Origin of the sequence: Mesorhizobium opportunistum WSM2075, from assembly GCF_000176035.2 — a bacterium.
GTDB classification, from domain to species: domain Bacteria; phylum Pseudomonadota; class Alphaproteobacteria; order Rhizobiales; family Rhizobiaceae; genus Mesorhizobium; species Mesorhizobium opportunistum.
The window spans coordinates 3,893,565-3,907,185 of sequence record NC_015675.1 but is presented as its reverse complement, the minus strand read 5'-3'; the positions used below and the strand labels follow the sequence as shown (position 1 = coordinate 3,907,185).

Sequence of the window (13,621 nt, the reverse complement as noted above, 5' to 3'; positions counted from 1 at the left end):
GGCAGGATAGAGGGGGGCGCCTCGCACCAACATATCAATCACGTCACACACCCTACCGCTCCTGCTTCAGTGCGCTCTCATGCCAGCGCCGCAGAATGAGGTGCGAAATCAGCGACAGCACGAGGAAGATCAGGATGCCGGTCAGCGAGATCAGGAACAGCGCCGCGAACAGCCGCGGCGCGTTGAGCCGGTAGCCGGCCTCGATGATGCGCGAGGCAAGCCCCGACGACTGGCCGGTGGTGCCGGCGACGAACTCGGCCACCACGGCGCCGATCAGCGACAGGCCGCCGGCGATCTTCAGCCCGCCGAGGAAATACGGCATCGCCGCCGGCAGCCTGAGATAGCGCAATTGCTGCCAGCGCGTCGCGCCGTTGAGCTTGAACAGGTCGCGCAGATTGCGGTCGACGGAGTTGAGGCCGAGCGTGGTGTTGGACAGGATCGGGAAGAAGGCGACGATCCAGGCGCACAGCAGAAGCTTGGTCGTCTGGTTGTCGACGTAGATGTTGATCAGCGGAAAGATCGCCACGATCGGCGTCACCTGCAGCACGATGGCGAACGGAAAGAAAGACATCTCGACCCATTTCGACTGCGCGAACAGCACCGACAGGCCGACACCGCCGATAACGGCCAAGGCCAGGCTGAGGAAGGTGATGCGCAAGGTGACCAGCAGCGACGAGAACAGCAGGCCGGCATCGTTGTAGAGCGTCCACAGCACCACGCCGGGACGTGGCAGGATATATTGCGGGATACCGTTCCAGACGCAGATGCGGTCCCAGAGCCAGATCGCCAGGATCATGATCGCCAGCGGCAGCACCCAGCGGCCGATCCGCTCGAACCGCTCCTGGCGCACGCGCCGCGCTTCCTCGGGGTCAAGTTTGAGCTCGTCAATGGCCGTCATGATGCGCGCCTGCTGTTGAATTGATGGCATTGACCAGCACATCGGATGCTTGTCGGCACAGGGCTGCGTAGTCTGGAGAGGTCCGAAACACCTCGTCGCGCGGATAGGCGGCCTCGATGGCGAGTTCGTCGAACACCCTGCCCGGACGTGCCGCCATGACGACGACCCGGTTGGAAAGGAACACGCTCTCAAAGACGCTGTGGGTGACGAAGACGACGGTGAAGCGTTCGTCCTGCCACAGCTCCAGGAGGTCGTTGTTGAGCTTGAAACGTGTGATCTCGTCGAGCGCGGCGAACGGCTCGTCCATCAAAAGCACACGCGGCTTGGTCACCATGGCCCGCGCGATCGAGACGCGCATCTTCATGCCGCCCGACAGTTCGCGCGGCACCGCGTCCTCGAAGCCGGTCAGGTGCACCCGCGCCAGCATCTCCGTTATGGCCGGCGCCGCCTTGCCGCGGGAAATGCCCTTCAGCCTGAGCGGCAGCCAGACATTGTCGAAAACGCTGGCCCAGGGCAGCAATGTCGGCTCCTGAAAGACGAAGCCGATGTTGGCGCGGTCGAGCGAGCCACCGCCACGCCAATCGAGCACGCCGGAAGTCGGCGTCGAGAGGCCAGCGATCAGCCGGAGCGCCGTCGACTTGCCGCAGCCGGACGGTCCGAGCAGGCTGAGAAAATCGCCTTCCCGGATCGTCAGGTCGACATCGCTCAACGCCGTCACGCCGTTGGAAAAGACCTTGCCGACGCCGCGCAGCGCCAGCAAGGTCGGAGCGACGTCCAAGGCCGGCGCTTTCGCCACCTTTTCCCTCATCATTGCCGGGACCGGCCTATTTCTTCAGCTCGAGCCCGACGCCCTTGTTGATGAAGGTCAGCGTATAGGCTTTCGTGATGTCGATGCCGCCGGGCGTGACCTTGGCCTTGACCATCTTGTCGTAGAAACTCTTGATCCGCGCGTCGGTCATGGCGCCGATGCCCAGCTTCTCGGTGTCGCCGGAATCGGCAAGGCCGAACTTCTTCATCTGTTCGATCGAGAAGGCGATCTGCTCGTCGCTCATGTCAGGATTGTCTTTCTTGATCATGTCGTTGGCGGCCTTGTTGTCGCCGTAGAGATATTTGTACCAGCCCTTGGCCGAGCCATCGACGAAGCACTGGACCACCTCCGGCTTCTTGTCGATCGTGTCCTGCATCACCTCGATCGTCGTCGAATACGTATCCCAGCCATAGTCGGCCAGCAGGAACTGGTTCGGCACGAAGCCGCCTTCCTTCTTGACCGCGAACGGTTCCGACGTGACGTAGCCCTGCTGGATCGACTTCTTGTTGGCGAGGAACGGAGCGGTGTTGTAGGTATAAGGCGCGCGCTTGGCGGCGTCGAAGCCGAGCGCCGTGACCATCCACTGGAAGAAGGTCTGCACGCCTTCGTCGCCCAGAATGTACTGGTCGGCGTTCTTCAGATCCTCCCATTTGTCGAGCCCCTCGCCGGGGTGGGACATGATGACCTGCGGATCCTTCTGGAAGTCGGCGGCCACCACGCGCATCGGAATGCCCTGCTGGACGGCATCGAAGGCCGACAGCAGGTTGCCGCCCATGTAGAAATCGATCTTGCCGGCCAGCAGCATCGGCCGGCCGCTGACCTGCGGGCCGCCCTGCATGATGGTGACGTCGAGGCCGCAGGCGGCATAGGTGCCGTCCGCCACGGCCTGGTAGTAGCCGCCATGTTCCGGCTCGGCCAACCAGTTGGTGCCGAAGGTGACTTTTTCATTCGCCGCCGCCCCAAGCGTGCCGGCGGCAAGCAAGGCCACCACCGCCACCGAGATCTTCTGTTTTGCGTACATCGACACCACCCTTTGTTTGCTCCGGCGCGACACGCGCCAGGCTCGACACCGAAGATTCAAGAAGCAAGACACATGCCACCAGCGCCTCGCGCCGAGACCCGCCCGCCTGCACCACAGCCATCTGCGAAAGCCGGAAAGGTCGTGCTGCACTGGAGGCATCGTGCCTATTTTTTGAACGCCTGTCCACAATCGCACCGGCAACATGCACCGCCATCTTGATGCTGCAATGCATCCCGCCTTACGCTGGCGGTATCCAGGAGATTGCCATGTTCAAATTCCTCACCCCGAAGTCGATCAAGCCTCCCTTTGCCCGCTACAGCCACGGCGTCGAGGTGCCCTCGGGCAAGCGGTTGGTGCTGTGCTCGGGCCAGGTTGCGATCACCGCGGATGACCAGATACCCGAAGACGCCGGCGCCCAGGCCGAGCTCTGCTTCCGCAACATCGCGGCGATCCTCGGCGAGGCGGGGCTTGGACTTGGGGATATCGTGCGCATCAACGCCTATGTGACCGACCGCGCGCATCTGCGGCCCTATATGGACGTCCGCGACCGGCTGTTTTCCAGCCCGGCGCCGGCCTCGACGCTGATGATCGTCAGCGGATTTGCGCGGCCCGAATTCAAGGTCGAGATCGAAGCCATCGCGGCCGGGTGATCGACAGGCCGCCCGTCCCGCGCTAGGTCTGGCCGGTTCATCGAAGAGGCATGACATGACCGTTGCAAAAAGACGCGTGTGGTGGGGCGATTACCGGACCACCGAATACGCTTCGATCGATCCCGAGGCGACCATCGCCGTGCTGCCGGTGGCGGCGATCGAGCAGCATGGACCGCATCTGCCTGTGTCGACCGACACCTCGATCATGAACGGCATGCTGGACACCGTCATTTCGCGCCTGCCCGACGATCTCGACATCCGCATACTGCCGGTCCAGGCGGTGGGCAAGTCGAACGAGCATCTGCATGCGCCGGGCACCCTTACGCTGCCGGCAACGACGCTAGTCGAGGCCTGGACCGAGCTTGGCCTGTCGATCGCGCGGGCCGGCGTGCGCAAGCTCATCGTCGTCAACTCGCATGGCGGCAATGAAGAGATCATGGGCATCATCACACGCGAATTGCGGGTGCGCGAGAAGATGCTGGCGGTGAAGACCAGCTGGCAGCGTTTCGGCCGCCCGGCCGGCATGTACACTGAGCTCGAGGACCGCCACGGCATCCACGGCGGCGATGTCGAGACCTCGCTGATGCTGCATTTCCGACCGGATCTCGTCGACATGGGCAAGGCCGACAATTTCGTGTCCAACGTCGCCAAGGCCGAGCAGGAGTTTTCGCTGCTGCGCCACACCGGCACTCACGCCTTCGCCTGGATCGCCAGTGATCTCAACCCGAACGGCGTGGTCGGCGACGCCAGCATCGCAACGGCGGAGAAAGGCCGGCTGACGGCTGAATATCAGGCCGATGGCTTCATCAGCCTGCTCAAGGACGTGCGCAAGGCGAAGTTGGCCGAGTGGCTGAAATAGCCGCCTAAACGTCGATCTTCAGCGCGAATGGCGTGCCTTCGAACGCATCCGCACCGCGCCCGATCGATTCGATCGCCTCGATCATACGGCCATTGCGGTTAAGCAGCGCATCGGCCACCGCGATCAGCCGCGGGTTGGGCGTCGCCGATGGCGACAGGGCACGCAGCGTCTGCGCCAGTTCGGCCTCGTCGCGTTTCGGCGCCAGTGCGGCGGTGATGATGTAGGCCGACGCCGTCGAGCGGCTGATGCCTGCATAACAATGCACGAGCATCGGCCTGGCCCGATCCCAGCAGCGCGCGAAGTCGAGCAGGCTGCGCACATGCTCCTCGCCCGGCATGGTCATGCCGTCCTGCGCCACCGCGATGTCGTGCATGACCAGATGCAGATGGTTTTCCCGCGATATCGAGGACGGCCGAACAACCTCGGTTCCCGCTGCCAACAAGGACAGCATGCGGTCGGCGCCGGTTCTAGCCACAGTTTCCTCGATCTTCGCCAGTGAACAGACATGGATCATCGCGCGATCTCCCTGGCGCCATCGTCGCGCCGCATCGCCCAGCCGGCAAGAGTCGATTCGAGCCGCCGCCACTCTTCCTCGCTTCCCGGCAGGCCGGCACGCAGGACATGCGGCCGGTCGGAGAAATGCCGGAGCAGGATGCCGTGCTCGCCAAGTGCCGAAAACAGGCCGGCGGCATCCGCCAGGCTGAAATAGCGAAACAGCGTGGTGCCGCCGGCGACGGCAACGCCGAAGCGGCCGAACAGGGCGTCCAGCCGCGCGGATGCCTCTATAAGGGAAGCCCGCATATCCTCCTGCCAGCCGATATCGGCAAGCGCGCGAATGCCGTACTCCAGCGCCGGGCCGGCGACAGCCCATGGCCCGAATTGCGTCTCCAGCAATTCCACCGTCAGCGCATCGGAAAGCGCAAACCCGAGCCGTAGGCCGGCCAGGCCAAAGAACTTGCCGAACGAGCGCAAGACGACGATGCCGCCCTGTCCGACATCGCCGGCAAGACTATGTTCGCGCGGACCGACATCCATGAATGCCTCGTCGACGACCAGCAGCCCGCCCTTGGCGCGCAATTGCACTGCCAACGCCAGCAACCGATCGCGCTCGATGATGCGCCCGTCCGGGTTGTTCGGATTGACGATGATGGCAAGGTCAGCTTCGGCCAGCATGGCAAAATCGCTGACTTCGGTCACCTGATGCCCGGCGATCGCTGCTGCGCGGGCATGTTCGGCGTAGGTCGGCCCCAGCACCAAAGCCTTGCCGGGCCTGGCCAGCGCCGCCACCCGCGGCAGCAGGATCTGCGTGCCCGGTGCCGCCATGACATGGGCTGGCGACGGCGCGCCGTAAGTGCTGGCCGCGATCGCTGCCAGTTCGCGCCCGCGCGCGGCCTCCGGCAATCGCGACAGCGAGGTGGCGGGCAGATCGAAAAGCGGGTAGGAGTGCGGATTGATACCGGTCGAGAGGTCGACGAAAGGCAGTACGGCGTTGGGGAAAAGCACCCTCGCCCGGCCAAGACTTCCACCATGGTCCACCGCTCCATCAAGAAGCTTCATGTCAGTCCTGATCGCTTTCCTGTCATTGGTCATCGAATTTTTTCTGGGTTATCCAGACTGGTTGTTTCGCGCCATCGGTCATCCGGTGACGTGGTTCGGCAGGCTGATATCCTTTCTCGACCTAAGGCTCAACCGCGCTACTGATCCCGACGCGCTGCGTCGCCAACGCGGTGTCCAGGCGCTGCTGGTCATCGTGCTGGTGCCGGCGGTGATCGGTCTCTGCGTTCAGATCCTGCTCTGGTTCGTTCCCTTAGGGCTGTTCGTCACCGCGCTCCTGGCGACATCGCTCCTGTCGCAGAAGAGCCTTTACGAACATGTCGAAGCCGTCGCCGATGCGCTGGACTCAGGCGGTCTCGCCATGGGTCGCGTCGCCGTCTCGCGCATCGTCGGCCGCGATCCGGAAACGCTGGACAGGGCCGGTGTCTGCCGTGCGGCGATCGAGAGCCTGGCCGAGAATTTTTCCGATGGCATCGTCGCCCCCGCCTTCTGGACCGGTGTTGGCGGACTCGCCGGCGGCGCCGCCTACAAGGCCGCCAACACCGCCGATTCGATGATTGGCCACCGCACCCCGCGCCACGAAGCCTTCGGCTGGGCGGCGGCGCGCTTCGACGACTGGATCAACTTGCCGGCGTCGCGGCTGACCGCTCTGCTGATCGTGCTGGCGGCTTTCCTGGTCAAGGGAGCCGACCACCGCAATGCCTGGCGCGCTGTGCGGCGCGATGCGAAAAAGCACCGCTCGCCCAATGCCGGCTGGCCGGAAGCGGCTATGGCCGGCGCGCTTGGTCTGGCACTCGCGGGACCGCGCAGCTATGGCGGCGTGCTGGTCGACGATGTCTTCATGGGAGAAGGCGGCCGCCGCGAAGCCGACAGCCTCGACATCAGGCGGGCGCTGAAACTCTACCGCGTCGCCGATTATCTGCTGATCGGGCTGTTCGGGTCGGTCGCGGCGATCGCAATTGTGGCGTGATCTCACCCTCCCCCTTGTGGGGAGGGTAAGGAACATCAGAACTCGATCCCCTGCTGCGCCTTCACACCTGCCGAAAAATGGTGCTTGGTCACGCCCATCTCGGTGACGAGGTCGGCTGCTTCGACAAGCGCCGGCTTGGCGTTACGGCCGGTGACGACGACATGCAGGTCCTCGCGGCGGGCCTTCAGCGCCGCAACCACCTTGCCGAGATCGAGATAGTCGTAGCGCAGCGCGATATTGAGTTCGTCGAGCACGACGAGGCTGATCGACGGATCGGCGAGCAATTCAAGCGCCTTGGCCCAGGCGGCCTCGGCGGCCGCGATATCGCGCTTCAAATCCTGTGTCTCCCAGGTGAACCCTTCACCCATCGCGTGCCAGACGACGCGGTCGCCGAAAGCGGCGAAAGCGTCTTTCTCGCCGGTGTGCCATTTGCCCTTGATGAACTGGACGACGCCGACACGTTTGCCATAGCCGAGCATTCTAAGCGCCAGGCCGAAAGCGGCCGTGGTCTTGCCCTTGCCGGGGCCGGTGTTGACGATCAGCAGGCCCTTCTCGACCGTCTTGCTTGCCACCTCGGCGTCCTGCACCGCCTTGCGCTTGGCCATCTTGGCGCGGTGGCGCTCTTCATTCTTGTCGTCGATGTCAGTCATCTCACTTCACCTTGAGCGGCAGCCCGGCCACCATCAAAAGCACCGTATCGGAAATCGCCGCGACCTGCTGGTTGAGCCGGCCGGCGGCATCGCGGAACCGACGTGCCAGGGCATTGTCCGGCACGATGCCTTGCCCGACTTCGTTGGACACCACGAACCAAGACCCGCGCGGTCGCAACAGCACGTCAGTCAGCCGCCGGCATTCCTGCTCGATATCGTGTTCGGCCAGCATGTGATTGGTCAGCCACAGAGTGAGGCAGTCGACAAGCACCGGCTGATTGTCCGGCAGGGCCTCGAGCGCGCCCGCGAGGTCCAGCGGCGCATCGATGGTCGACCAGCCCTCGCCGCGCCGCGTCCGGTGCAGCGCGATGCGCTCACGCATCTCGTCGTCATAGGCTTCAGCCGTGGCGATATAGGTCCATGGCGAGGGCAATGCCGTCGCCAGGATTTCGGCGTGCGCGCTCTTGCCGGAGCGCGCACCACCAATGATGAAAGTCAGCTTGCCTTGATCAGGCAAAGCTGTCGCGCAGGCTGGTCGCGGTGCCGGTGAAGCGGCCGCGCACCACGCCGACGACCGCGCCGAGCACCAGCCAGAACACCAGATTGGTTACGGTCACCGCCACCACGAACTGATGATGCAGGCCTTCCGGGATCGGCGTCTCGAAACTGTCGGGCTGCGGCGCGCCGACAATATGCGGGGCGACGATCAAAGCCACGCCGAGGATCGCGAGCGGCAGCGATTTGCGGAAGGCGATCAGCCCAAGACCGATCGCCGTGGCCGCCACCGTCGAGACCCACCAAATCTGGCGCGGCAGCAACTCGGCCGCCGGCATCGCCGGCAGTTCCGGCGGCAGGCCGAGGCCAGGCGCCAGCGTGAACACGGCAAAACCTGCCAGGCCCCAGAACACGCCCTGGCGCCAATTGCCGATGCCGCCCGCGAATTCCGAGACCGCGACCAGGACCAGCGCGAAGCCGATGCCGGTGACGATGTTGGCAAGCACGCTGAAGCCGAAACGCTCGAAACCATCGGCCGGCGCCCAGCCTTCGTCTTCCGCCGGAGCGGCGGCTTCGGCCGGTGCAGGCGCGGCGGAACTCATGGCATTCCCCGCCGGTGCGGCGGTGCTCATGGCATTGGTATCCGCGGCAGTGGGCGCGGCATGGTCATGATGATGGCCGCCACCGGCCTGCTCGTAGACTTCGGCCTTGAGGATAAGCGGCACGGTGGCATAGGCCTGCATGCAGGCGAGAACGACGCCGGCCACGAGCCCTGCGATCGCCGCGATGAACACGACGTTGCGAAACAGGTTCATGATGTCAAATCCTCGTCAGTGGCAGGGAAACGCCATCGAATGACGATAGTCGTGGGCGGCATTGTGGACCGCATCGATATGCGAGAAGCCGACAAAGCCGACAACGAAGATGCCGAGCAGCGCGGCGAGCGCGAGCTGCATGAAGCGCGACTGCGAGGAGACCGAGGTGCCGAGGGAGACGGAAGCGGTATTCATGTCTTGTCCTTTCACCCTCCACCCGAGGGCATCGAAGTCAGTTTCCTGTCGCCGGCAGGTCTCCTGGCTCGCGGATAAGCGCCCTTCTCCACCTTCCCGAAGAAAAATCTTCAGTGGCATATGGAGAGGACTACCGCACACAGTTGCGGGGGCAGCCACGGCATTGGGCGACAATTGAGCCCGCACCGCATTCCCTCTTGGCTCCAAAACGGAACCGACGACAGCGTGACTATACGGAAAATCACGACACGCGGCAAACCAAATTCCGCCGGCAACCAGCGCGATTGCGCCATGCCGGCGGCATCGGCCGTTCTCGGCACTACAATTGACAATTATCCCGGCCGGGTGTCGGCTGGCCACTTCACAGGAAGCCAGCCATGCAGCCCCCAGCCCTGCAGCCATCAGTCCTGCAGCCCAATGCCAGCGAGCGCGATCGCTACAACGGCCTGACCCGGGCTGAAGCGACGTTGCCGTCATCGGCCTATTGGGACGGCGAGAGCTATCAGCGCGACCTCGATGCGATCTGGTATCGAAGCTGGCTGCTCGTCTGCCGGGAAGCCGATCTTGCCCAACCGCTGGCTTTCCGCACGTTCCGCGTCGGCACGCAGGAAATCGTCGTGCTGCGCGACGAGACCGGCGAACTGCGCGCCTTCCACAACACCTGCCGGCATCGCGGCTCGCAGCTGTGCCAGGAAAGCGAAGGTCGGCTGAAGGCGCGGCTCATCACCTGCCCCTATCATGCCTGGTCGTATTCGCTGCGCGGCGACCTCGTGCGCGTGCCGTCGAAATCGCTGCCCGAAGGCTTCGACAAGGCCGACCATCCGCTCTACCGCATCGCATTGTCGGTATGGCGCGGCTTCGTGTTCGTCAATTTGCAGGAGGACGCGAATTTGCAGGAGGACGCGGCCGGCTCGGCGCAGGCCTCCTTCGACCCCGCCTCCGGCAATCTCGACAATTGCCGCTGGAAACGCTGGTATCAGGCCATGTGCTGCGCAAGGTGATGAACTGCAACTGGAAGATTTTTTGGGAAAACTTCAACGAATGCCTGCACTGCCCCGGCGTTCACAAGGACCTGTCGCGGCTGGTGCCGATCTATGGCCGCGGCCTGATGAGCCGGCATGACGACCCCGAATGGGTGCGGCACGCCGACAATGACGCGCCGGAATTTTCGGGTAGTTTGCGCGTCGGCGCCGAAACCTGGTCGCGCGACGGCAAGACCCATGCACCGGTCTTCGCGGGCTTGACGCCAGCCGAGCGCGCCGCCGGCCAGACCTACGCCACCAGCATGCCCTCGATGTTCATCGTCGGTCATGTCGACTATGTCAGGACCGTGCGGCTGGTGCCGCTCGGCCCCGAACAGACCGGGCTGGTCGCGGAATGGCTGTTCGCGCCCGAAGCGCTCGATGCCCCGTCGGCCGACATCGACAACATAGTCGCCTTCGGCACGCAGGTGCTGGAGGAGGACGCGGCGATCTGCGAGGTCAACCAGAAGGGCCTGCGCTCCATGCGCCACAAAGCCGGCGTGCTGATGCCCGAGGAATATGATCTGCACCGCTTCCACAACTGGGTGCGCGAGCGCCACTCGGCGCTTTCGCCATGACGTCACAGTGACTTCGGCAGATAGCGCCAGGTCACGAAGCCGCAAACCGCGGCCAGCAGGCTCAGCGTGACGAACACCGAGCCGAGCCCGAAGAAGATCAGCACCACGGAATAGACCAGCGGCGGCGTCAGCTCGGAAAAATCGAGATAGGTGCGGTAGACGGCTGCCATCTGCGCGCGCTCGTAGGAGCGTACCGAGCGCATGAAGGCCGTCGAGCCCAGCGCATCGAGCGCGATGGTGAAGAACGCGCCGCCAAGCAGGAAAGCGCCGGTCACCAGCGGAGCGGTCGCTCCCACCGTGCCCGCGGCCAGCAGCATCGCCGACATGGCGAAATAGGCAAACGTCATGGTGCGCCGGCCGCCAAAGCGTTTTCCAGCCTTGCCCCAGAAGATGGCCATGAACAACAGCGCGTTGCCGGCCGAGACGAGCAGGCCGCCGGCGATATCGCCCTGCCCGGTGATGACCATGAACAGTGGGCCGTACACGAAGAAGGTCGTCCAGAAGCAGGAGCGTCCGAAAGCGATCAGCCAGGCCAGCCTCAGCCTCGGCTGCGCGACGAAGCGGCCGATATTGGCGAGTGGGTTGACCGGTCGTGTCTTGCCCGGCTGGATCGACTGGTTGTCACCAAGCCGATAGAACCAGAACAGCGCCAGCAAGGCCACTGCGAACACCGCCACCGCACCATGCGCGGCCCAGATGCCGAAATGCGCGTAGAGGAAGATGCCGAGCGTCGGCCCGCCGGTCCAGGCAAACATCGACCACGCCATGCGCAGCGATTCGGCCTGCATGAAGTCGGTCTTGCGGATGTGGTCCATGATGTAGAGGTTGAGCGTGATCGACAGCGCACTGGCGCCCATCACCCGGCACAGCATCCCCGCTACTTGTCCGGCAAGCGTGTGGGTGACGAAGAACAGCGAGCCGATGGCGAGCAGGCAAGCCCCTGCGGTATAGACCCAGCGCCGCGCAAAGCGGCGGATCAGCATCGGCATGAACAAGGTCACCGACAGGCCGAGCAGCGCCACGATGGTGTAGAGGATCGAGACCATCTGCTCGTTGTGGAGGATCTCGTATGCCTGGATCGGGATGACGCTCGACACCGTGGCGCGCGCGAAGGATTCGACCGCATAGAGCGAGGCGAAGGTGCGTGCATCCGCGGCCTTGAGGGCCGGGAGCCAGATCGGATGGCGCACATGGGTCGACATTGCTTCCCCAAAGCAGAATCACCGGTCAAATCTGCCTTGGCCGTTTCCAGGCCATTAAGAGGAAACCGACGCGCAGGCGGCGAAAAGCGGGTTGGTCAAAGCCTTTCCGGCGCTGGCCCAAAGCGGCATCCGACGAGGCCTGCGCCCACGCGGCGCCGTGCCGAGGAACCCGGCCTTCTTCTGTCCCGGCCAACCGTGATAGTCCTCTGGTGGGGCTGAATCAGATCGCGAGACCATGACCATCGAAACGCCGACCGCACCCGTCCAGGATCAGCCCAAGCGCATCGTCGCCATAGACATCCTGCGCGGCATCGCGCTGCTGGCCATGGCGAGCTACCACTTCACCTGGGATCTGGAATTCTTCGGCTACACCGACCCCGGCCTCACCGCCTTCGGCTGGTGGAAGATCTACGCACGCTGCATCGCTTCGACCTTCCTGTTCCTGGTCGGCGTCAGCCTGTACCTCGCCCATGGCCGGCAAATCCGCTGGAACGGTTTCTGGAAGCGGTTCGCCATGGTTGCCGGCGCCGCGGTCGCCATCTCGGTCGTCACCCGCATCGCCACGCCGGACGGCTTCATCTTTTTCGGCATCCTGCACGAGATCGCGCTCGCCAGCTTGCTCGGCCTCGCCTTCCTGCGCCTGCCGGCGTTGCTGACCCTGCTTGTGGCGGCACTGGTTATCGCGGCGCCCGTCTATCAGCGCTTCGAGGCCCTGGATCATCCCTGGCTGTGGTGGATAGGCCTGTCGGCGATCAATCCTCGTTCCAACGACTATGTGCCGCTGTTTCCATGGTTCGGCGCGGTGCTTGTCGGCATCGGTGTCGCGAAACTTGCCTCCGCTTCCGGCATGCGGGCGCGCCTGGCAAGCCTGGCGGCCGGCCGCTGGGCCAATCCGCTGGTCTTCATCGGCCGACACAGCCTCGCCTTCTACCTGATCCACCAGCCGCTGCTGATCGGTTGCGTCTGGCTGTTCTCGCAGGTGATGCCAGCCAAGGTCGAAACCCCTCAGGTGAATTTCCTGAAAACCTGCCAGATCTCGTGCGAGCAGTCGCGCGACGCCAAGTTCTGTTCGAGCTATTGTAGCTGCATGCTCGACACGCTGGAGGGTGAATCCTCGCTTGATCGGCTCTACAACAACGATCAGACTGCGCAATGGAAGGCACATCTGGGCGATCTGGCCGGCACCTGCACCGCCCAGACCGACGACAAGATGACCGAGGGGGGACAGCAATGACCGACGCCCAACCGAAGCCAGGGAGGATACCGTGGCCGCCGGTGATCTACACCGCCGCCATCGCCATCAGCATCACTCTCGGCATGCTCTATCCCCTGCCCTGGATCGGCGACCTCCTGGGCGACATCCTGTTCGCCGCCGGCTGGGTGGCGCTGTTCGGCGTCGCGGCACTCTGGTTCACGGCGATCCGCACGATGGTCCGGGCCAAGACGACGCTCAATCCCAACGCGGTGCCCGACCATCTCGTCACGTCAGGCCCCTTCGGCATCACCCGCAACCCGATGTATCTGGCCAACACGCTGCTGTTGATCGGCGTCGCCTTCGTCACAGGCATCGTCTGGTTTCTGCCGATGGCGTTCATCGCGGCTTTCGCCACGCAGAAGGTCGCCATCGAGGGCGAGGAAAAGGTGCTGGCCGCGAAGTTCGGCAAGAAATACCGGGATTACGCAAAGAGAGTGCGACGCTGGATTTGAGCCGGGGCCTGTATTCCGCGGCGCATAGATTTTGACAGCTCTTGTCCGATGGGCGGCATACCTCGGCGATTGGCCGAACGCCTATCCCGTCGTCATTCGCGGGCGGAGCAAGGAGCGCAGCGACGCAGCGCAGACCCGAGGATGACGAAGTTCGAAACGCTCCGGCCAATCACGAACGTTTGTCGCTCAAACGCGCG

17 protein-coding genes and 1 riboswitch are annotated in these 13,621 nt (G+C 64.1%); of the genes, 7 read left to right on the top strand and 10 right to left on the bottom strand.

The genetic code is table 11. The features are described from left to right. Positions 1–52 precede the first annotated feature (52 nt). The 3 genes from MESOP_RS18865 to MESOP_RS18855 are packed head-to-tail and all read right to left on the bottom strand — an operon-like array spanning position 53 to position 2,727. The gene (locus tag MESOP_RS18865; RefSeq protein ID WP_013894936.1) at positions 53–898 is read right to left on the bottom strand and encodes an ABC transporter permease; all 846 of its coding nucleotides are present in this window, start codon (positions 896–898) and stop codon (positions 53–55) included. Beyond that, positions 885–1,709 (bottom strand): ABC transporter ATP-binding protein, encoded by an 825-nt coding sequence (locus MESOP_RS18860; RefSeq protein WP_013894935.1) that lies wholly within the window; start codon positions 1,707–1,709, stop codon positions 885–887. The genes MESOP_RS18865 and MESOP_RS18860 overlap by 14 nt, the downstream gene beginning before the upstream one ends. A gap of 13 nt (positions 1,710–1,722) precedes the next feature. Beyond that, positions 1,723–2,727, bottom strand: coding sequence for an ABC transporter substrate-binding protein (locus tag MESOP_RS18855; protein WP_013894934.1), 1,005 nt, complete (start codon positions 2,725–2,727; stop codon positions 1,723–1,725). 266 nt (positions 2,728–2,993) lie between these two features. Between MESOP_RS18855 and MESOP_RS18850 the strand changes: the two genes are divergently transcribed. Further along, on the top strand, positions 2,994–3,377 hold the full coding sequence (locus tag MESOP_RS18850; protein WP_013894933.1) for a RidA family protein: 384 nt from the start codon (positions 2,994–2,996) through the stop codon (positions 3,375–3,377). A 55-nt stretch (positions 3,378–3,432) separates the two neighbouring features. After that, the gene (locus MESOP_RS18845) at positions 3,433–4,236 is read left to right on the top strand and encodes a creatininase family protein (RefSeq protein ID WP_013894932.1); all 804 of its coding nucleotides are present in this window, start codon (positions 3,433–3,435) and stop codon (positions 4,234–4,236) included. Positions 4,237–4,240: 4 nt separating this feature from the next. Here MESOP_RS18845 and MESOP_RS18840 read toward each other — a convergent pair whose 3' ends face one another. Further along, positions 4,241–4,750, bottom strand: a complete 510-nt coding sequence (locus MESOP_RS18840; RefSeq protein WP_013894931.1) for a tyrosine phosphatase family protein — start codon at positions 4,748–4,750, stop codon at positions 4,241–4,243. Continuing rightward, a complete protein-coding gene (gene cobD / locus MESOP_RS18835; protein WP_013894930.1) occupies positions 4,747–5,793 on the bottom strand; it encodes a threonine-phosphate decarboxylase CobD in 1,047 nt (348 codons plus the stop codon). The genes MESOP_RS18840 and cobD overlap by 4 nt, the downstream gene beginning before the upstream one ends. On the opposite strand from cobD, the gene cbiB reads away from it, so the two are divergent. After that, positions 5,792–6,760 (top strand): adenosylcobinamide-phosphate synthase CbiB, encoded by a 969-nt coding sequence (cbiB, locus tag MESOP_RS18830; RefSeq protein WP_013894929.1) that lies wholly within the window; start codon positions 5,792–5,794, stop codon positions 6,758–6,760. The genes cobD and cbiB overlap by 2 nt on opposite strands. Before the next feature lie 35 nt (positions 6,761–6,795). On the opposite strand, the gene cobO is transcribed toward cbiB, so the two are convergent. From cobO to MESOP_RS18810, 4 genes are read right to left on the bottom strand one after another with little or no spacing between them, the layout of a single operon-like run. Next, the gene (cobO, locus tag MESOP_RS18825; RefSeq protein ID WP_013894928.1) at positions 6,796–7,410 is read right to left on the bottom strand and encodes a cob(I)yrinic acid a,c-diamide adenosyltransferase; all 615 of its coding nucleotides are present in this window, start codon (positions 7,408–7,410) and stop codon (positions 6,796–6,798) included. A gap of 1 nt (position 7,411) precedes the next feature. Continuing rightward, a complete protein-coding gene (gene cobU / locus MESOP_RS18820; RefSeq protein ID WP_013894927.1) occupies positions 7,412–7,927 on the bottom strand; it encodes a bifunctional adenosylcobinamide kinase/adenosylcobinamide-phosphate guanylyltransferase in 516 nt (171 codons plus the stop codon). Beyond that, a complete protein-coding gene (locus MESOP_RS18815; RefSeq protein ID WP_013894926.1) occupies positions 7,920–8,720 on the bottom strand; it encodes a CbtA family protein in 801 nt (266 codons plus the stop codon). The genes cobU and MESOP_RS18815 overlap by 8 nt, the downstream gene beginning before the upstream one ends. Positions 8,721–8,735: 15 nt before the next feature. Further along, positions 8,736–8,915 (bottom strand): CbtB domain-containing protein, encoded by a 180-nt coding sequence (locus MESOP_RS18810; protein WP_013894925.1) that lies wholly within the window; start codon positions 8,913–8,915, stop codon positions 8,736–8,738. Between the two features lie 36 nt (positions 8,916–8,951). Beyond that, positions 8,952–9,149, bottom strand: a riboswitch (cobalamin riboswitch). 143 nt (positions 9,150–9,292) lie between these two features. On the opposite strand from MESOP_RS18810, the gene MESOP_RS36230 reads away from it, so the two are divergent. Next, the gene (locus MESOP_RS36230) at positions 9,293–9,916 is read left to right on the top strand and encodes an aromatic ring-hydroxylating oxygenase subunit alpha (protein WP_245264907.1); all 624 of its coding nucleotides are present in this window, start codon (positions 9,293–9,295) and stop codon (positions 9,914–9,916) included. Further along, positions 9,871–10,515, top strand: a complete 645-nt coding sequence (locus tag MESOP_RS36225; RefSeq protein WP_245264904.1) for an SRPBCC family protein — start codon at positions 9,871–9,873, stop codon at positions 10,513–10,515. The genes MESOP_RS36230 and MESOP_RS36225 overlap by 46 nt, the downstream gene beginning before the upstream one ends. A 2-nt stretch (positions 10,516–10,517) precedes the next feature. On the opposite strand, the gene MESOP_RS18800 is transcribed toward MESOP_RS36225, so the two are convergent. Then, on the bottom strand, positions 10,518–11,717 hold the full coding sequence (locus MESOP_RS18800; RefSeq protein WP_013894924.1) for an MFS transporter: 1,200 nt from the start codon (positions 11,715–11,717) through the stop codon (positions 10,518–10,520). A gap of 235 nt (positions 11,718–11,952) precedes the next feature. Between MESOP_RS18800 and MESOP_RS18795 the strand changes: the two genes are divergently transcribed. Together MESOP_RS18795 and MESOP_RS18790 are read left to right on the top strand one after the other, a co-directional pair. Further along, entirely contained in the window at positions 11,953–12,951 is a 999-nt protein-coding gene (locus tag MESOP_RS18795; RefSeq protein ID WP_013894923.1) for a heparan-alpha-glucosaminide N-acetyltransferase, read from the top strand. Then, on the top strand, positions 12,948–13,424 hold the full coding sequence (locus MESOP_RS18790) for a methyltransferase family protein (protein WP_013894922.1): 477 nt from the start codon (positions 12,948–12,950) through the stop codon (positions 13,422–13,424). The genes MESOP_RS18795 and MESOP_RS18790 overlap by 4 nt, the downstream gene beginning before the upstream one ends. The last annotated feature ends 197 nt before the right edge of the window (positions 13,425–13,621 follow it).